Genomic DNA, 18,476 nt, shown 5'->3' with positions numbered 1-18,476 from the left:
GCTGACGGGGCCGACGCCTTTGTCGCGCCCAGGGGAGAAGTCAGCGGGACTTCCCCTTGGCCAGGCAATAGGCGTTGACGAAGGTTGCCGTGTGCTGCAAAGACTGACGTATATCCGGTTTGGCTATGCCATGCCTGCCGGCAAATTGCTCGAGCGCCGCTGTATCAAAACGAGTGGTCTGGATAAAGTCCAGGGCTTCGGCCTTGGTATTCAAAAATCGCGCGACGGGAGGAATACCCAGCAGCAACTTCAGCAACCGGAGCGGAATGTAATGCCTGGGAGGCTTTACGCCAACGGGTTGCGCCGCCTCAGCCAGGAGTTCCCGCAAGCCGGGCGTCTGGCCATCGAGCGCCAGCAGTTCCTGGCCCGCCATGGCAGGATCCAAGGCACAAGCCGCCACCAGCTCGACCAGGTAATCCACGGTGACCAGTGGCAGCCAGTGCTTGGCCGTACCGGGCACTGCCGTCAGCTTTCCCTGCAACAGGTTGCGTATCAACTCCACCAGCGGCTGGCCGTCAAGGATGTGCCCCGTGCGGCTGTGGCCGCAAACCGTCGCGGGGTGGACAACGGTCATCTCTCCGCCCTTGGCGGACATGAGCTCCAGGGTGGCAAAATGCGCCTCGATCTTGCTCCCCTCGTAAGCACCGACACGCCGGTAGACGGCAGGCCAATCCGTCAGCCCCGGATAACGCGGATCGATGCCGATACGTTGCAGATGTTCATGATTCTTCAGCATGTAGCCGCCGATCATCACTAAGCGGCTGTTCTGCTCGGCCGCCAACAGCGCCACGCGCTTTGCCCCTTCCACATTCACTGCGCGAGAATGCGCCAATGAAAGCCCCCAAGCGAAGTGGGCGCCCAGGTGGAATACGACTTTCGCCTGCCTTAGCGTTTCTCGGTCAGCAAGACTCAGCCCGAGGTTGTCCTGTTCCAGATCGCCAGCTACCGCAAATACCCGGGTGGCGTTCCCGCCCAGCTTGTCGACTTGTTCCCGCAGTGCGGCGAGTCGCTGCGGGCGACGCATCAGCACCCGGATGGTGTGACCTTTCGCACTCAGGGTCGCCAGCAAATGTTGACCGATGAAGCCGGTCCCCCCCGTGACAAAGCACTCCACGCTCATTTCCCTGCTCCTTGGTAAGGCGAGAAATCGAGTGTAAACTGTCGACCCAACTCTATAGTCAAGCGGTGTTTACATGAAAATCAGCGAACTCGAGGCCCGCAGCGGCGCCAGCCGCCATACGCTGCGTTACTACGAGCAAATCGGCCTGATCTCACCGCTACGGCAAACCAACAATTATCGCGTTTATTCAGCGCAGACCCTGCAGGACCTGGACTTTATCCAGCGCGCGCAGAGCATGGGTTTTTCCCTGAAGGAAATAGGCGAGATTCTGGATGCGCAGCGGAACAAGCTGATCGATTGCGCTGACGGTGCCAAGGTAATTGAAAAGAAGATGGCGGAAATCAGACAGAAAATCACCGACCTGCAAAGCATTTATCGGTATCTGGATGAAGAGCGCGCAAACCTCGAAGCCAGTGCTGCCAGGCAGCTTGAGCGTTGATTTGCGCGTTGATTTTCACCTTGATTTGCACCTTGATTTGCACCAGGCCCTGACCCAGGATTGGCATCGAAAACCGATCCACCGCAAAGCATCGGCTCATACGCCATTCTCAGCGTGCCCGCCGGCCCGCAACTTCTGCAGGGTCTTGGCCGCCATTCCATCGTTTCCTGCCGCGTCGTGGCTTCGCGGTGGCTCGGCAATTGCCATGCGATCGGCTTGACGCCGCCTGGCACGTCCGGCTCCGCGCCACCCGGCTCTGCCCTGCCCCATGTCAGCCTGAAGTGAGCAGCAAGTTGTCGGCAGCGGCGGATGGGCGCGCAGGGCCCGCTGTGGCATGCGGCAGTGAGATGACGAACGTCGTGCCGTGCCCGAGCTGGCTATCGACGCGGATACTCCCTTGATGCAGGTCGATGACGCGCTTGACCAGGTACAGGCCCAATCCCGTGCCTGGCTTGCCCGCGGCGCGGCGGCCGCGGAAGTACTTCTGGAAGAGTTTGGGCAACTCATCGCTTGGAATCCCATGGCCTCGATCCGTGATCGAGATGGCGATACCGTTGTCCCCGCCAACCGCGCCAAGATGAACGGGTGAATCCTGGGGAGAGTGCCGGATGGCATTGGACAACAGGTTGCGCAGGGCGAGGCGCATCAGTTCCGGGTCACAAGGAAACGCCCCGGGTAGCGCGCTGCAGGTGACAACCACGGTGTCACCATCCCATTCCCTTGCGACGCTGCGAAGCAAAGGCTCCGGGTCGACATTGGCCAGCGCGAAGGCGCGCAGGGCGTTGTCGAGGGGATCCAGGGAAAGCAGCGCATCCATCAGCGAGGTCATGCGCCGCACCGCCTGGCGAATATTGCCACTGCGATCCATGGTGAGCTGAGGCGTGCCTGCGCTCCCGGCAATGCGCTGGGCGCTGGTATCGATGATCGACAACGGGGTGCGGAATTCGTGCGAGACCATGGCCACGAAATCGCATTGCTCCTGCCGTGCCCGCTTCTCGGCTTCCAGCGCAAGCCGCAGTTCTCCCTCGACCGCTTCGCGGCGGCGAATCTCCGCGACCAGCGAAGCGGTCCGGCTCGTCACCGTCGATTCCAATGACAGTGCGTAGTCAGTCTGCACGCGCAGCGCCTCGGCCTGCACCCGGGCGTTCTCCTGCTTCAAGGCGTTGTAGCGCCAGGTGATGGCAAGGCTCATGACCGCCATATGCGCGATGGCGCCGACCTGGTAGCAGTTGTCGGTAAGGAGGTTCGGCGGGAGAACGGTCAGGTTGCGCAGGATGCGCAGGACGATGCCGGCAAAGTAGATGCCGAAGGCGAGCAGGAAGAAGCCAGCGTGCCGGTGCCCGCGGAGCCAAAGGCGCAGGCCGATCGCCGTCAGGATGCCGATCAGCACGAGGATCGACATCTGCGCTGGCGCAACGCCTGCGGCGTAGCCGACATCGACCGCGAGGAACGAGGTGACCACGGCAAGCACCAGTGCCAGCGCCGGAAGGATACGGGCGAGGCGGGGCATCAATGTGGCAAGCCCCAGGAACTGCACGCACAGCTTGACGCCAAACCAGATCGAGCTGCAGATCAGCAGCGCCAGCAGCCTGTCGCCGAGCGGCCCCGGCATGCCGGTGTACTGCTGCAGATGCCCGAAGTTCAGCAGCATCTGTCCAATGCTGCAGGCCACGTAGCCGGCGTACCATCGGTTCACTTCTTCGCGCGTCCACGTCCAGAAGAGGAGATGGAAGATGAAGATTGCGGCGTAGGCACCGAAGAGAATCCCGTAGGCCAGCGATTCGGTGTTCGCGCGCGCCTGGAATGCCGCCGGCTGCCAGAGAACGACCTGCGCTGAAATCGAGGTTCGGGAGCGGATTCTCAGCCAGAAGGTATGTGGACCCGGCTCGTCCACATGCAGGCGGAAGACCGGAACACGGAAATCCCAGTCCCATTCGCTGCGCGGCACGTCGCCGCCCGCGCGGCGTTCGCGCCAGCCAGCGCCGGCGCTGGCTTGATAGAGCCGGACTTCGGCAAACACCGCGTTGTTGATTTCGAGCAGCCAGTCGCGCGGTCCGTCGGCGGGCCGATCGATGGCGACACGCAGCCAGATCGCGTCGTGCGTGAACCCCATGTTGAGATTGCCGGGAAGCGCCTGCCAGGCGGGGGAAGCCGCCACCTGCTCGATGGTCATGGCGCCCGTGGTATCGCGCAGCCATGCCATATGGGGGGCGAGATCGATCGGGTCGGCAGTGGCGGTGAGCTTGCGTGGCGTCTGTGCGCCAGCGCCATGGCAAAGCAGCAAGAGGAGAATCAGCAGCCAGGCGCGACAGGCGCGACAAGCCATGGATCCCGGCGAACGAGGGGAACAGAAGGAACCGGATTTCCTCAGAATGGGCGAATAGCGAGCACAGTACACTACGTCCATGGTGAGCGTGATCCTTCTTGAAGATGAGCCTGTCCTGCGCAGCGAACTGGCGGGCTACTTGACCGAGTGCGGGCATCGCACCGACGCCGTCGGCACCCTCGCCGAGTTTCGCCAGGTGTTCTCTCCGTGCGACCATGCCATTGCCGTGATCGACCTTGGCTTGCCGGACGGCGACGGCATCGATCTGATCGACTGGCTGCGTGCGCATGGACGACGGTTGGGCATCATCGTTGTCTCGGCGCGCAGCAGTACCGCTGAGAGAGTTCGCGGTCTCATGATCGGAGCGGATCACTATCTTGGCAAGCCCTTCGACCTGGAAGAACTTGCCGCAACGGTGGCCGCGCTGGGCCGCCGGCTGGCGGCGGGGGGCGTCAGCACGCGCTGGATCCTGGATGTCGGGCGGCGCCAGATTCTCCCGCCTGGTGAGGCCCCTATCTGCCTTACCGCACAAGCGTTCATTATCTTGCGCGCCATTGCCGCAGGACGCGGGGCGCCCGTCAACCGGCGCGAGATCGTCAACGCCCTCTCCGAAGACTACGATCAGTATGACCAGCGCCGCCTGGATACGCATGTGTATCAATTGCGCAAGGCGGTACAAGCGGCCTCAGGCATGGAACTCCCCATCCGCTCGGCTCGCGGGCGAGGGTATCAGTTTCTCGGCGAGGTCGACATCCAGCAGCCATGACGCTGTCCGCTGTCCGCTGTCAGCTTTCAGCTGTCCGCCGCCAGCCACAGTCCGGGCGGATCTCAGAATTCCTCAGAATCGCGTGGACTTCCCGGCATTATCATGCAATGCAAATGCTGTGATGGTGCATCGCACATCGTTGTCGCCACGATATGCCGGGCTGCAGGTGACCGAGGCACGCCCGCTGCAGCGCGGTGCAGCGCGGTGCAGCGCGGTGCAGCGCGGTGCAGCGCGGTGCAGCGATCGACCGCGGCCATGGCCGATGCGATGACGCGGGCGCGATAACTTCTGGACTGTCAGGATCGCTATGCTTGCTCGAACTTCCTACCGCTGCATGTTGGCCGGCATCGTGCTGGCATCGTTCGCCGCCGGCGCCCAGGCTCAGGGCAACTTCGGCTTTCTATCGGATACGCCGCTGTCTCACCTGAGCACGGAGGATCTGTCCCGGCTGGAGGCCGAGGTGTACCGGGTGCGCGACGAGGAGCGCGACGCCAAGGTAACGCACTGGAAAAGCCAGACCTCCATGCCGATCGTCGAGGCAAACGTTACGCCGCGGACCTTGCGCCGCAAAGGGACGCCTTGCCGCCGGATCACCGTGGAGATGCGGGGAAGGGGTCCGGTGCTGATCCTTGAGCCCCTCTATTGCAGGAACGCCCAGAATGCGTGGGAACTGCAGAAGATCGACTTTTGAGGCGGTGCCAGCCGGCTATCCCGCGGGATTGTCCTGCCGTGGAACCCGGGTGCGCACGTGCTCACGGCGGCGGTGCGCCATGGCCCGCCCGGCGCATCGGATGAGGTGGCGATGAGTGGATCGCGATGGCCGTTGGCATTTGCGGCATTTGCGGCATTTGCGGCATTTGCGCTGTTCCTTGCCGCAGGCACGGTGTCGGCACGTGCGGGGGGTGTGCATTCACCGGCCGCTGGTGTCCTCTGCGACGGCTATATCTGTGCGGACAAGGATGGCGTCTCGCAGGGGCTGACGGAACGCTATCTCGGCAAGAAAATCGCTGCGCGGACCTTTTCGCGCGGGCCGTTCGACCACTCGGCGTTCACCTTTTCGAACGGCGTCTTCTGTGACGTCAAGGAATGCCTGTGTCGAGAAGACCGCTATTTCAACGCCAAGGGCCAGCGCAGCCCCGTATCCGCGAAGTACACGCGACTGTTGTTCGGCAAGCCAGCGGCAGGGGCGTCCTGCCAGGCGGCGCACGGCCAATGACGTCTTCCGTGGGGAGGACCGGCAAACAGCATGACCCGGCATGACGCGGCATGACGCGGCATGCCAGACCCGCCGGACTGTGCGTGAGGCTGGAGGCTGGAGACCGGTACTTGGCTGCTCGCAGCGGGCTTTGCCCGCGGATTGCCGGAGGGATTACGCGAGCTTCAGGCCGATGATGCCGGCCGTGATCAGGCAGACAGACGCCCACCGCATCGCGGTATTGGCGTCGCCGAAGACAAAGATCCCGGCCAGGAACGCGCCCACGGCCCCGATCCCGGTCCACGTGGCATAGGCGGTTCCCATGGGGATCTCGCGCTGGGCGAGCAAGAGGAGGAAGCCGCTGACCGCCATGCAGGCAATGGCAAAGACGATCCACAGCATGCGTTGCAGGGAGTCTACGCCGCCGAGCTTCAGGCCGATCGGCCAGCCGATTTCACACAAGCCAGCCAGAATCAGGTAGGTCCAGGCCATAGGCTCAATACCCTTTTGTGATGTTGTGTCGAAAACAGGAGCTGGCGATCGCCGATGGCCAAGAAACATGACATACCGGCCATTATCCGTGGGCATCGTCGCTACGGCGAAGGCAGCCACTGTGTCAGGAGGCGTTCATTGTGGAGGACAACGAAAGCTGCCGCAAGAATGCTGTTTCCTGTGCGGTTTCTTGTGCGGTTTCTTGTGCGGTTTCCTGTGCGCGTACCACTTCACCACGTCGTCGGACGCGGCCGGTTGCTGGCATCGGTCTCAGCATGGCATTGACCTATGGCCACTGGCGGCTTGCCGCTACCGTGGCCTTTTGCCTTGCCGGCGCTTTGCCGGTTCAATACGTGGCCGCGCAGCCCATGCAGGCAGGCGGGCAGCCCGCCTCGCTATGCGACATGCCGTGGTTTCGGGCCGGCACCCGCGTGCAGATGGAGGCCGACGGTGAAATGCCGATGTCGATCACCTTCCGGCTGCGCCAGGCTGCCATCCAGCCGGGCGGTTGCGAGGCAAGTTTCGAAATCCATTCGAAGTCGGCGATGGCCGCCCTGAAGGGTCCGCCTGTCGTGGTAGACCAGGTGCATGCTGTGCGCATCGTGCCTGCGGAAAGCGGTAGCGAAGGCAATGTGGAAAGTATCAGCGCCGTTGTCAATGCGCGCGCCCGCTATGCCCGTATGTTCGGCGAAGCGGCGTTCCGGGGCCGGGGCGTGCTGGATTACGCATCGATGGCGCTTCAGGAAGGCAAGGTGCTCGAAGGCGAGACGTTCGAGTCGGCCCTCTCCGTCAAGATCTATCGGCTGGCGACGGGCGAGGAGGTGGGCACGATGCGCGCGGAGCATGCCTCGGTAGCCGTGGGGCCTCGTAAGGTGGGGCGTCTGCAGACCATTGCCACTGCGCTGGGGCCGCAGAAATGCCTCCCCATTAGCTACGAGAAGCGTACCTCGCTCGGCGCCTTGGAGTTTGCCGGTGAACGGCTGGAGTCGATACCGACGGTAATGAACGTCACCGACTGGTATTGTCCGTCCGTCTTCTTCGTATTGCGTACCGAGGTGCGGCAGATGGGCAAGGTCCAGCGCGTCGACGTCACGGCATTCGAGCGGGAGGAGCCGCTGGAGTGAGCCTGCGGGATATGCGCAAAGCAGGATACTGGCGAAACGGCGGAACCCTGTCCAGCATTGTGCGCTGCGATGCGGCGAGGCCCGCAGGCTGTCCCAGGAGCGCGCGCGGGGCTGCGGAAACGCCCGCATCGGCTGCCTGGACGGGTTCTCTCCCCGAAAGCCGAGCACCGTGGCCCCGGGTGTAGCGGGTGCTCTGCCGAGCCGGCAGGTACCCCACCCGCCCACGCCATTCCTTTACCCCTCTTAAGACGGTAACCCACCCTCTGCGGGGTAACGACTTTGATGCAATGCACCACAATAGCTACTGGCAACGCAATTTGACCCCGTTGCTGCAGTCCTCAGGGCATAGGAGCTCCCCGCGCCTATGCCCTCTTTTTTTTCATGCGACTGACATCCTGCCGCATTATGCTCTGCTGGCTCGCAAGCCATGGCACGAAGCATGGATACCGGCCGCTTCATGCTGCGCGGCCGGCTGCATTGCGCTCGGGTGAGTTCAGGGGCGGTTTGAAGTCCCGCTGCGGCCTCAGTAATTCGGATCCTGCGTCACGCCCGTGCCCCAATGGCCGTTGAACGGCTTGAACACGGTAGCAAAGTCATACGGATTCTGCGTAATGCCTGAGCAGCTCAGCGAAACCTGGGTGCCGCCGTTCGGGCACGATTGATCGCGGCTGATCGACCAGTTGCTGAGCAGGCCGTAGCCATTGGTGCTGGCGACATTCAGCACGCTCTGCGCATTGGCCACCGTGAAGATCTCGCCCGGCGTGTCGTTCACGCCGATCATCGGCGTGACGCCGACCATCTGCCACAGCTGCGCATTGGTCTTGACCTGGCCGACGGCCTTGTAGGCCGTGTCGAGCTGCGAGTACAGCCCCTGCGCCGCGCTGGCGGCCGCCGCGCCCATGTCGGTATCGGCGGTGCCGTAGTCCATCGTCATCAGGTTCACGGCGTCGAACGTCACCTTGTTCTGGATGGCCACGTTGACGGCGTTGACGGCGTCCGACGTGAGACCGTACGGCATGGCCGGCAGCGTGAGCGTGACATGCAGCGTCTTGCCCTTGCTTGCCAGGCTGGATTGCAGTTGCGCGAGCGCCCTGAAGTGGCGCGACACCGCCGCCGTGTCCTGCAGCGGCGTGCCTTCGAGGTCGAAGTCGACGTGCGTGAGGTTGTAGGTATTGATGACGGTCTGGTAGGCGCTCTTCAAGGTCGACACGGAACTGCATGCCTGCATCAGCGGCGTACCGGCCGCGCCACCGAACGACACGGCCACCTCGCCGCCCTTGGCGCGGAAGTTGGCGATCGACGTGGCGATGGTGCTCAGCAGCGAGCCGCTGGCGTTCGCGCCGATCGGCTGCACGCCGCCCCAGGAAGGCTGGCATCCGCTGCCGGCCACCACGAAGGCAAGATTGAACTGCTGGATTCCTTGGTGCACGCCGATCTGGTCGATCAGCGGCACCGGGGTCATGGGGAGATAGACAAAGGGCGCGTAGATGCCTTGTGCCTGCGCCGCGCCGGCGGCAGTGGCGAGACATGCCGCCGCAAGCGTTGCCGTGACTGCGCGAGATAAGACCCCGACTTTCATTCTTGTTCTCTCTGGTTAGCGTTGTATTCACATGTACGCCGGCCCTGTCCCGACAGCATAGCCGGCCGCAATGCGTACGAGGGTGCGTTCCGCCACATTCCACCCCCACGGGAGTATAGCGGCGCGTTCGGTTGCCATCTGAGCATGGAAAGATGACGACGATGACGCAGATGACGCGGGTCGCTTGTGCCGGGCAGGCACGTGCTCGCGGAATTGACAGCGTGCAACGTTTCGCTCGGCTTGCCAGGGGCATCCTTTCGGAAGGTCTCGCCTGTGTACTGCGGTTGATGGTTCGATGCGGTGCATCGGCTTCGCGCCGGCATTCGTGTGTACGACGGCGCTCGCTTCTTGCTGGCGCCCGCCCTCTCCCCCGGCCCCTCTCCCACAAGTGGGAGAGGAGAGCGAACCGGTGGCGTAGTGAAGGCCGTTGCCTACTCAACGCACCTCGCGGTCAACCCAGCCAGATTACACATTCTTGTGTAAGATATAAAACACGATATCGATGCATAGCGCAGACCTGATCCGGCAACTCAAGGCGGATGGCTGGCAACTCGTCTACACCGTGGGTTCCCACTATCAGTTCAGGTACCCGACGACGCCGGGAAAGGTAACGGTCCCGCATCCGGACAAGGATCTCCCGATAGGCACGGTGCGCAGTATCCAGAAACAGGCTGGCTTGAGGTAAGGAAGAAGGATGCTCTATCCCCTGTATGTCCACGTGGGAGACGCCAGGCACGCGCACGGCGTCTCATTCCCCGACTTCCCGGGCTGCTTTGCCGCGGCAGACGACTGGGAAGATCTGCCCGCCGCCGTGCAGGAGGCCGCCGAAGCCCATTTCGCCGGCAGCGAGACACCCATTCCCCGGCCAACGCCATTGGAATCCCTGACCGCATCGCCCGAGTTCGAAGGCGGCGTCTGGATGCTGTTCGACATCGATCTGTCCAAGCTGAGATCCAAGGCGGTGCGGCTGAATATCAGCCTTCCGGAACGGCTTCTTCAGCAGATCGACGCGGCCGCCAGGCAGCGGCGCCTGTCGCGCTCGGCCTTCCTCGCCCTGGCGGCGGAGCACGAGATGGAGCGAGCCTAGTCCGCTGCGTCATTCGAAAGCCCCCCCGATCGACTGCGCCTCCAGGCCGTACGTGTCGTGGCAAAGCCTGCGACCTGGATGTGCCGCCGCTCGGGAGCGCTTTGCCTGACGCAATGGACTAGCGCTTGTCTTGCCGAGGCGCCAGCAGTTTTTGCGAGTGATGGTCGCGATCCGTGTCGCGGTCCGTGTCGCGATCTGCCTTGTCGCGGTCTGCCTTGTCGCGGTCCGTCTTGTCGCGGTCTGCCTTGTCGCGGTCCGTCTTGTCGCGGTCCATGTCGCCACGGTCCATGTCCCTGCGGTCTTCCGCGCGCGCCCTGCCCTTGTCGCGGTCGGTGGATTCCGGCCCATTGGTGTTGAGCTGGCCGGAACTGCTCATGTGGCTGCCGGATTGACCACCGGGCTCACTGCCCATCCTGCCCGGTGCCCCCATGCCGCCTCCCATGCCGCCTCCCATTGCCCCACCCCCGCCGCCACCTTTGTCCCGGCCGTACGCGGCAATTGACAGGCAAGCCACCAGGACAGTGGCGGCCAAGACTGCAGTGCGATGTTTGCTCATGGCAAGTCCCCTGACGTCTGACAATTCTCGATGCGCTGCACGACGCGCAGAGCGATGGAGGTCATCGCCCCCCGCGGCCATGGCCTTCGCTGGCCTGGCCGTGTGGACGGAAGCCCGTTCTGCGCCGCTTCCTAGAAGGCAAAGTTCTGCACGACGTTACTGCTGCTGACATTCACCTGTTGCGTGCTGACCGCGCCGGTGGCGCTGGTGGCCTGGATGCTGTATTTGCCGGCGGCGGTGCCGTCCGCTTGGAGCGGGATGGGTAGCATCGCCTGGAAGCTGCCCACCATGGGTGCGCTCGCGGGCAGCGCCGGCTGGGTTGGGAACAGGCTGTATGCGCCGGTATCGGACGCCGCGGCAGTCGCAGCGATTTCGAACGTCGCGCCGCCAGTCTGCTGCAGCGCGCGAATGGTTGCCTGCGCGCTGGCTGGCGTGACCGTCCCGGAAACCGTGCGGAACAACGATTGCGGCAGCGAGATCGGCGTAGCAGCGGTAGCGACCGCCGTGCTGCCGCCCGCCACGACGGGAACCCCCTTGATGATGCCCGTGCTCAGGCCATTCGATGCGATGGGCACGATGACGACGTCGACATTGCCTGCCGTGCTGCTTTGCTCGATCGGCGACAGCGTGAAGCTGCCACTGCCGTCTGCCACCGTCGCCTTGACGACGACGCCATGGCGTTCCGCGTAGACGTTGGCGCCCGGACCGCCGCTCACCACGCCTGTCACGGCGCCGCTGACGCTGGTCGGCAGGGCCGTCACGACCGGCTTGAGGGTGAACGAGCCGTTACCCCGTGCCACGATGGACTTGCACGCGTCGAAGTCGAGGATAAGATCGGTCAGCGTGTTGGGCGCGACGGTGAACGGACGAATGATCTTGATGCCGGACTGCACGGCGCTTGGCGTGTCGAGCGCCTGTTCGCTGCCATTCGTCGGCACCACGGAATTTGCCGGCGCCCCGCCGGCGTTCGGAACCAGTACGAGCCGGATCTGCTGGAAGTCGCCGGCAGGCAACGCAGCTTGGCCGAGTGTGGTGAGCACGCCATTGGTCAGGCTCAACAAATCGATGCGGCGCGCCGGATTCAGCGTGATGTCCGTCCAGCCACTGCCCTTCACGTCGGCATTCGGATCCGCATGCACCCGCACCCGGTCGACCGTGACGAACACGTGATCGAAACCGCAACTGGGCGCGTCGGTCATGGCGACGCTGAGGGTTCCCGTGCCGCCGCCGGAGCCGCCGTCTCCTCCGCCTCCACAGGCGGCAAGCAGCACGGCGCCGGACAATGCGATCAAGGTCAAGCCGGGCAGGTTGATATGGTTTGCTGACATGGCCTTCTTCTCCAACCGATCTCGTAGTTTGAGCATAGGTTTCCGCTTACCGGCAGATGTAATGCTTTGTAAGAAAGCCAGCCGGACGCGGGAGAACGGCAGCAGAGCGGCAGGTGGCGGTGTGGGCGGCTCAGGGTGCCTGCTGGCGCCATTCGCTTCGGCATACGCATCGGCACACGCATCGGCATACGCTTCGGCGCACCTTCTCCATCCAACGGCTTGCGCGAGGGGACGGGCCAGGGGCATGGGACTCTCCCGTGCACGAGTCTGGCGTGCGCGCCGGTAATTGCCGGACACCCCATCCCCGCCAGGGAATCTCGCTACAATCTGGCCACCGTGCGGCCGCGCACGCAGGCGCGGGCCATGCCGTGCCAGCCGGTGCGGCAGCGCACGCTTCTGTTTCTCCTGGCGCGGACAGGCGATGGACATCAAGCACCTGCAACTGTTATCCGACATCGTCGAGGCGGGCAGCCTCAGCAAGGTCTGCGCCGCGCGGGGCATGGCCCAGTCGGCCTTGAGCAAGCACATTGCCTCGATGGAGAGCGAGTTCGGCGCGAAGCTGTTCTACCGCACCGGGCGGGGCGTGGTGCTGACGGAGTTCGGGCAGTCGATCATGCCGCGGGTGAAGTCGCTGCTGGGCGAGTTCGAGCAGTTGAAGAACGAGGTCAGGGATCGGGCCGACGTGCCCAGCGGGCCGGTGCGGCTGGCGCTGCAGGCGTCCATCACCCAGCAGATCGTCGGGCCGCTGTTCCAGCGGGTGCGGGCGGATTTCCCGAAGATCGACCTGCGCCTGATGGAGGGCTTCGCCGGCAATATCGAAGAGGCGCTGGCGAGCGGGCGCGCCGACGTGGGCGTGTTCTCGCGCTATGGCGACCGCCTGCACAAGACGGACGAACCGCTCGCCACGGATGAGCTCTACCTGATCGCCCCGGCGGGCGACCCGCGCGTGGCCGGGCCGAGCTGCCGCTTTGCCGAGGCCGCCGCCTTGCCGCTGGTGCTGCCGGGCGCGCCGGACGGCTTCCACATGATGCTGCTGGACGAGGCGAAGAAAGCGGGCGTGCCGCTGAACACGCAGATCGAGGTGGATTCGCTGACGGCCATGCGCGAGATCGTGGCCAATCACGCGGCCTATACCATCCTGACGCGGCAGGCGGTGGACGTCGACATGCGGCTCGGGCGCATCGGCGTCAGCCGCATCGTGGAGCCGGTGCTGACGCGCACGCTGGTGCTGGCCATCAGCACGCAGCGGCCGCTGACCCATGCCAGCCGCACCGTGATCGACCTGATCCGCAAGCTGACGCGGGCCGCCACGGCCCAAGGCACGCCGCAAGCCGCACCGCAGACCACATCACAGGCCACGACGGCCAGCGCGCCGGCCAAGGGCAAGCGCTCCGGCAAGGAAACATAGGGCGGCCGGCCCGCGCGAATGCGCAGGCCGTGCCCCACGCCATCCGGGCACACCATCCAGGCACGCCGTCAAGTCACGCCGTCAAGTCACGCCATCAAGCTGCGCCATCAAGCCGCCGAGAATGCAGTACGCACCGTGCCCAGTCCGGCGATGGTGGTGTCAATGACGTCGCCCGGCGATACCGTGACCATGGGCCCGAGGGCGCCGCTCATGATGACGTCGCCGGCCAGCAGCGGCCTGCCGACGTCGGCCATCTTGCGGGCCAGCCACAGCGCGGCATGGAGCGGATGGCCCAGGCAGGCCGCGCCCACGCCGAGCGACACCACCTCGCCCCGGCGCTCCATCAGCATGCCGCAGGTGCGCAGGTCCACCTCCGACAGCTTGCGCGGCCGGGTGCCGAGGGCGTAGAGGCCTGACGAGGCGTTGTCGGCCACCGTGTCCAGCAGGCGGATGTCCCAGTGGCGGATGCGGCTGCCGACGATCTCGACGGCGGGCAGCACATAGGCGATGGCCGAGATCAAGCGCGCCAGCGTGACCGGCCCGTCGCCGGTGTCGCCCAGGTCGCGCTCCAGCACGACGGCCACTTCGGCCTCGACCTTCGGCTGCAGCACGCGCCCGAGGACCACCGGCTCATCCGGGGCGAGTTCCATGTCGGCGAACAGCATGCCGAAATCCGGCGCGTCGACGCCGAGCTGCTGCTGCACGGCCTTGGAGGTCAGGCCGATCTTGCGGCCGGACAGGCGGCGCCCGGCGGCCAGCGCGTGCTGCGTGTTGATGTCTTGCACGGCATAGGCGCCCGCCTCGCCCATGGCCGCGAGGTCATCCCGCAGCGGCGCCACCGGCTGGCCGTCCAGGGCGGCCTGGCGCAGCGATGCGGCCAGCCGTTGCAGCACGGCAGTGTCCATGCCCGCGTGGGTCGTCTTGGTCATCGCCTGGGTCATCGTCTCGGTCATCGGCGGCACCTCACAGCGGCGGGTTGAGGTTGTCTGGACTCGCGAAGACGAGCTTCCACGGCTTCATGACGACGGCGCGGAACAGCGCGGCCTTGGCGAAGGGATCGTTGGCGGCAAGCTTTGCCGCCTCGCTCTCGTTGGCGACTTCGTAGACGAACAGCGCGCCGCTGCCGTCGGCGAACGGACCGGCGACCACCAGCCGCCCTTGTTGCAGCAGGTCCTGCAGGTAGGCCCGATGAAGCGGGCGGAGCTGGGCAAGCCGCTCGGGCTCGTTGGCATACTCGACGAAGGCTGCGAATTTCATGGTTGTGCTCGATGCGTCAGGAGATCAGTCAGTGGATGCATGGATGCGTCGCTGAAGGGATCGCCACATCCATGCACCGGGGCGCGGCGCCCCGGTGCTTCAGTGCTTCAGTGCGGAAGGAAGCCGGTGGAGATCCACGGCACGGCAGCCACCAGCACCGTGCCGGCCGCCAGCGATGCCATGTAGCGCCAGATGTGCCGCACGCCCCGGCTCGGCGGCGTGCGGCTGATGGCGCAGGCGGCGTAGTAGCCGACCCCGAACGGCGGCGCGAACAGGCCGATGCCCATGGCCAGCACGACGACGATGGCGTAGTGCACATCGTGGATGCCGAGCTGCCGCGCGATGGGGAACAGCAGCGGCCCGAACAGGACGATGGCGGGAATGCCCTCCAGCACGCTGCCGAGCAGCACGAAGGCCACGATCGACACCGCCATGAAGGCCGCCGCGCCGCCCGGCAGGCGCGCCATGGCCGCCGCCAGGTCGCTGGAGAAACCCGATTGCGTCAGCGACCAGGCCATGCCGGTAGCGGCGCCGATGATCAGCAGGATGGCGCCCGACAGCGCCGCCGTGTCCACCAGCGCGGGCCAGATCCGGCGCAGGTCGAAGCGGCGGTACACCAGCAGGCCGGCGAGCATGGCGTACACGATGCCGATGGTGGACACCTCCGTCGCCGTCGCCACGCCCTCCACCACCGCCGCGCGGATGACGAAGGGCAAGGCCAGCGCCGGCAGCGCCACCAGCAGGCTCTTGCCCACCGCCGCGCGGCTGGCGCGCGGGGTGCAGGGCGCGCAGGTCTTGCGCGCGCGCCACCACACCAGCAGCCCGAGCATCAGGGCCAGCACCACGCCCGGCAGCAGGCCGGCGGTGAACAGGTCGGCGATCGAGATGCCGGTGACCGAGCCGATGGTGATCAGCACCAGGCTCGGCGGCACGGTCTCGGTCTGCGCGCCGGTGGCGGCCAGCAGCGCCAGCATGTCGCCTTCGTCGGCGCCGCGCTGCTTCATCTCCGGGAACAGCGCCGGCGCGACCGCCGCCATGTCCGCCGCCTTGGCGCCCGAGATGCCGGACACCAGGTACATGGCGCCGATCAGCACGTACGACAGGCCGCCGCGGAGTTGGCCGAGCAGGTTGGACAGGAACTGCACCATGGCGCGCGCCATCGACGTCATCTCGATCAGCATGCCGAGAAAGACGAACAGCGGCACCGCCAGCAGGATCAGGTGCGACATGCCTTCATCCATGCGCCCGATCACGACGATGGTCGGCGTCGAGGTGGTCAGCGAGAGATAGCCCACCGTGGCCAGGCCGAAGGAGAAGGCGATGGGCACCCCGCCCAGGATCAGCAGGCCGACGAAGCCGACGAAGAACAGCAGCAGGTTGGCATTGCCCAGGTCTTGCAGCACCGGCTGCAGCGCGACCAGGCCACCGGCCACCGCGCCGCAGGCCAGCAGCGCCACCACCACCGCGCGCCGGCTGGCGGTGGACAGCAGCCGCACCACGCCCATCAGCAGGATCAGCACGATGCCGGCCGGCAGCGCGGCGGCGCGCCAGGCATTGGAGATATCCAGCGCGGGCAAGGTGACGAGCGCCTCCTCGCTGGCGAAGGCGTAGGCCGGATAGGCCACCAGCGCCAGCCACGCCAGCGCGGCCACCGTCGCCACCAGCTCGAACACGCCGCGCCACTGCGGGCCTGCCTTGTCGACCAGCGCCGTCATGCGCATGTGGCTGCCGCGCCGGAATGCGATCGCCGAGCCGAGCATGATGAGCCAGATGAACAGCAGCGACGCCACTTCATCGACCCACACCAGCGGCGTGTGCAGCACGTAGCGGCTCAGCACGCCGCAGAACAGCACGGCGACCTCGGCCACCACCAGCAAGGCGGCCGGCACCTCCGACAGCACGCCGAGCACTTTGTCCGCCAGCTGCAGCGCGCGTGCCGGCGCCCCGCTCGCTGGCGCGTTGGCGGGACTCTCCATGGCGCGCGGGTCGCCTTCGACCATTCGGGTGGACATGACGCACCTCCCCTACTGTTGCGGCAGGCCGAGGACATTGGCCTGGATCTCGGGATCGGTGAAACGCTCCAGGCGCTGCGGATACACCGTGACGGTGATCTCGCACGAGCCGGTGCCGACGGTCAGGCCCAGCAGGTGGCCGCCGGCGCCGTTGAAGCTGCCGTCGGTCACGGTGCCGTGGGCATGGATGGACGGCTTGCCTTCCTTCCAGGCGATGGAGCCGGTCATATTGGCCATCTCGACGCTGCGGAAGGTCTTCGGATCGAACTGCTTGCGCTGGAAGTCGTAGAAGCCGAAGGTGGCCTCCGACATGAAGCCGATGCCGACGAAGCTGGCGCTGGGGATCTGCTCGTCGCGCGCCAGTTGCTCCAGGCTCTGCAGCACGTTGTCGCCGTGGCGCAGCACCACCAGGTAGCCGGTGGGGGTCTTCATGACCTTGCCTTTCAGGTCAGCGGCGGCGGCGGCCTGCGTTCCCATCACGGAGAGCGTGAGGGTCAGCGTCAGCAGCGAGAGGGCTTGCTTGAGGATCATGATCGGGTCTCTTGGTAGGTTGGGGGTGAGTGCGCCCACGGCGGTGGCGCGCGGCCACCGGCCATCGGGGAGCGGCGTTCAAGGGGGAACGCCCAAGGGGGAACGCTCAAGGGAGAACGGGCATCGCGGCGCAGCCATCGGTGAGAGATCGCCGGTGGCAACAGCGCGATGGCGCGATGGCGCGGCGGCGCGGCTAGGCCAGCTTGCCCGCGTACTTCTCCAGCAGCGCCCAGCTCTCGGCCGGGAATTTCTGCTGCCAGCCCTTGTAGAAACCGGCCTGGCTCAGGTAGTTGCGGAAGGCCTTCACGTCGGGCTGGTTGAAGGCCATGCCGCGCCCCTTCAGCTCCTCGCGCAGGCGGGTGTTCAAGGCATCCACCGCCTGGCGCTGCTTGACGGCGCAGGCATCGAAGGTGGTGGCGGCGAGCTGCCGCAGGTCTTCCGGCAGCGCATTCCAGGCGCGCTGGTTGGCCACCAGCCAGAAGCCATCCCACACGTGCGAGGTCAGCGAGCAGTACTTCTGCACCTCGTACAGCTTCTGCGTCTGCAGGATGGTCAGCGGGTTCTCCTGCCCGTCGACGACCTTGGTCTGCAGTGCCGTGTAGGTCTCGGCCATGTTGATGCCGGCCGGCGCCGCGCCGAAGGCCTTGAACATCGAAGTCAGCGCCGGGCTCAGCGGCACCCGGATCTTGAAGCCGTTGAGGTCTTGCGGCACATGGATCTGCCGGTTGCTGCTGGTGACCTGGCGGAAGCCGTGGTCCCAGATCTTCGGCAGGGGCATCAGGTTGACCTTGGCGAAGGCCGCGCGGATATGCGCGCCCAGCTCGCCGTCCATGGCCGCCCAGACCTGCTCGTAGCCCGGGAAGGCGAAGCCGATGCCGCTGATGGAGGCCACCGGCACCAGCGTGCCCCAGATCAGGCCCGCGGTACTGACGAAGTCGATGGCGCCGGCGCGGACCTGCGAGATCATGTCGGTGTCGTTGCCGAGCTGGCTGCTGGGGAAGACGCGGATCTCCAGCCGCCCGTTCGAGGCGCGGGCGATCTCGGCCGCCGCCGCGCTCAGGTTGACCGTGGTCGGATGCGTGGCGTCGAGCGCGATGCCGAGCTTGTAGCGGAACGCCTGCCCCGCCGCGCGCGCCGGCGTGCCGATCATGAGGCCGGAGGCGGCGGACGCGGCCGCCATGGCAAACCCCTGCTTGAGCGCCAGGCGGCGCCCGCTGTTGAACCCGCTCATCACTTGTCTCCTTTGGTCTGTTTTA

At 65.6% G+C, this 18,476-nt stretch carries 18 protein-coding genes and 1 pseudogene; 8 read left to right on the top strand and 11 right to left on the bottom strand.

What is annotated here, in order from left to right:
* Window positions 1-40: 40 nt before the first annotated feature.
* Complete coding sequence (locus BKK81_RS06235) at window positions 41-1,120, bottom strand: SDR family oxidoreductase (RefSeq protein ID WP_071011408.1); 1,080 nt, start codon at window positions 1,118-1,120, stop codon at window positions 41-43.
* Between the two features lie 73 nt (window positions 1,121-1,193).
* Here BKK81_RS06235 and BKK81_RS06230 point away from each other — a divergent pair, with 73 nt between their 5' ends.
* Window positions 1,194-1,559: a MerR family transcriptional regulator gene (locus BKK81_RS06230; protein WP_071011407.1), complete on the top strand. Its 366-nt coding sequence runs from the start codon at window positions 1,194-1,196 to the stop codon at window positions 1,557-1,559.
* Between the two features lie 271 nt (window positions 1,560-1,830).
* On the opposite strand, the gene BKK81_RS06225 is transcribed toward BKK81_RS06230, so the two are convergent.
* Window positions 1,831-3,966 carry a sensor histidine kinase gene (locus tag BKK81_RS06225; RefSeq protein WP_083383971.1) on the bottom strand — a complete coding sequence of 712 codons (2,136 nt, stop codon included), beginning with the start codon at window positions 3,964-3,966 and terminating at the stop codon, window positions 1,831-1,833.
* On the opposite strand from BKK81_RS06225, the gene BKK81_RS06220 reads away from it, so the two are divergent.
* From BKK81_RS06220 to BKK81_RS06210, 3 genes are all read left to right on the top strand, one after another.
* On the top strand, window positions 3,965-4,651 hold the full coding sequence (locus BKK81_RS06220; RefSeq protein WP_071011404.1) for a response regulator transcription factor: 687 nt from the start codon (window positions 3,965-3,967) through the stop codon (window positions 4,649-4,651). The genes BKK81_RS06225 and BKK81_RS06220 overlap by 2 nt on opposite strands.
* Window positions 4,652-4,958: 307 nt before the next feature.
* A complete protein-coding gene (locus BKK81_RS06215) occupies window positions 4,959-5,342 on the top strand; it encodes a hypothetical protein (protein WP_156811135.1) in 384 nt (127 codons plus the stop codon).
* A 111-nt stretch (window positions 5,343-5,453) separates the two neighbouring features.
* The gene (locus BKK81_RS06210) at window positions 5,454-5,867 is read left to right on the top strand and encodes a YcgJ family protein (protein ID WP_083384204.1); all 414 of its coding nucleotides are present in this window, start codon (window positions 5,454-5,456) and stop codon (window positions 5,865-5,867) included.
* Between the two features lie 153 nt (window positions 5,868-6,020).
* Here the strand turns inward: BKK81_RS06210 and BKK81_RS06205 are convergent, their stop codons facing one another.
* On the bottom strand, window positions 6,021-6,338 hold the full coding sequence (locus tag BKK81_RS06205) for a DMT family transporter (protein WP_071011401.1): 318 nt from the start codon (window positions 6,336-6,338) through the stop codon (window positions 6,021-6,023).
* Window positions 6,339-6,613: 275 nt separating this feature from the next.
* Between BKK81_RS06205 and BKK81_RS06200 the strand changes: the two genes are divergently transcribed.
* On the top strand, window positions 6,614-7,462 hold the full coding sequence (locus BKK81_RS06200; RefSeq protein ID WP_071011400.1) for a hypothetical protein: 849 nt from the start codon (window positions 6,614-6,616) through the stop codon (window positions 7,460-7,462).
* A 526-nt stretch (window positions 7,463-7,988) separates the two neighbouring features.
* Here the strand turns inward: BKK81_RS06200 and BKK81_RS06195 are convergent.
* A pseudogene (locus BKK81_RS06195) lies at window positions 7,989-9,041 on the bottom strand (chitinase); the annotation flags it as partial.
* Between the two features lie 502 nt (window positions 9,042-9,543).
* Here BKK81_RS06195 and BKK81_RS06190 point away from each other — a divergent pair.
* Both BKK81_RS06190 and BKK81_RS06185 read left to right on the top strand, forming a co-directional pair.
* The gene (locus BKK81_RS06190; RefSeq protein ID WP_071011398.1) at window positions 9,544-9,726 is read left to right on the top strand and encodes a type II toxin-antitoxin system HicA family toxin; all 183 of its coding nucleotides are present in this window, start codon (window positions 9,544-9,546) and stop codon (window positions 9,724-9,726) included.
* 9 nt (window positions 9,727-9,735) lie between these two features.
* Window positions 9,736-10,128: a type II toxin-antitoxin system HicB family antitoxin gene (locus BKK81_RS06185; protein WP_071011396.1), complete on the top strand. Its 393-nt coding sequence runs from the start codon at window positions 9,736-9,738 to the stop codon at window positions 10,126-10,128.
* A 118-nt stretch (window positions 10,129-10,246) separates the two neighbouring features.
* On the opposite strand, the gene BKK81_RS35185 is transcribed toward BKK81_RS06185, so the two are convergent.
* Window positions 10,247-10,684: a hypothetical protein gene (locus BKK81_RS35185; RefSeq protein ID WP_156811133.1), complete on the bottom strand. Its 438-nt coding sequence runs from the start codon at window positions 10,682-10,684 to the stop codon at window positions 10,247-10,249.
* Window positions 10,685-10,815: 131 nt separating this feature from the next.
* The gene (locus BKK81_RS06175; protein ID WP_071016144.1) at window positions 10,816-12,012 is read right to left on the bottom strand and encodes a DUF4382 domain-containing protein; all 1,197 of its coding nucleotides are present in this window, start codon (window positions 12,010-12,012) and stop codon (window positions 10,816-10,818) included.
* A gap of 421 nt (window positions 12,013-12,433) precedes the next feature.
* Here BKK81_RS06175 and BKK81_RS06170 point away from each other — a divergent pair, with 421 nt between their 5' ends.
* Window positions 12,434-13,420 (top strand): LysR family transcriptional regulator, encoded by a 987-nt coding sequence (locus tag BKK81_RS06170; protein ID WP_231907985.1) that lies wholly within the window; start codon window positions 12,434-12,436, stop codon window positions 13,418-13,420.
* 107 nt (window positions 13,421-13,527) lie between these two features.
* On the opposite strand, the gene mhpD is transcribed toward BKK81_RS06170, so the two are convergent.
* The 5 genes from mhpD to BKK81_RS06145 all read right to left on the bottom strand — a co-directional run bounded on the left by mhpD (window position 13,528) and on the right by BKK81_RS06145 (window position 18,451).
* Window positions 13,528-14,325 (bottom strand): 2-keto-4-pentenoate hydratase, encoded by a 798-nt coding sequence (gene mhpD / locus BKK81_RS06165; RefSeq protein WP_071016142.1) that lies wholly within the window; start codon window positions 14,323-14,325, stop codon window positions 13,528-13,530.
* A 58-nt stretch (window positions 14,326-14,383) separates the two neighbouring features.
* Complete coding sequence (locus BKK81_RS06160; RefSeq protein ID WP_071011393.1) at window positions 14,384-14,677, bottom strand: YciI family protein; 294 nt, start codon at window positions 14,675-14,677, stop codon at window positions 14,384-14,386.
* A 107-nt stretch (window positions 14,678-14,784) separates the two neighbouring features.
* Complete coding sequence (locus BKK81_RS06155; RefSeq protein ID WP_071011391.1) at window positions 14,785-16,689, bottom strand: TRAP transporter large permease; 1,905 nt, start codon at window positions 16,687-16,689, stop codon at window positions 14,785-14,787.
* Between the two features lie 12 nt (window positions 16,690-16,701).
* On the bottom strand, window positions 16,702-17,220 hold the full coding sequence (locus BKK81_RS06150) for a PPC domain-containing DNA-binding protein (protein ID WP_071011390.1): 519 nt from the start codon (window positions 17,218-17,220) through the stop codon (window positions 16,702-16,704).
* A gap of 193 nt (window positions 17,221-17,413) precedes the next feature.
* Entirely contained in the window at window positions 17,414-18,451 is a 1,038-nt protein-coding gene (locus BKK81_RS06145) for a TRAP transporter substrate-binding protein (protein ID WP_071011388.1), read from the bottom strand.
* Between the last annotated feature and the right edge of the window lie 25 nt (window positions 18,452-18,476).

The sequence above is a fragment of the Cupriavidus sp. USMAHM13 genome (genome assembly GCF_001854285.1).
Taxonomy (GTDB): Bacteria; Pseudomonadota; Gammaproteobacteria; order Burkholderiales; family Burkholderiaceae; genus Cupriavidus; species Cupriavidus malaysiensis.
Note: the sequence above shows the minus strand (reverse complement) of the source record. Positions and strands in the feature narration are given on the sequence as shown.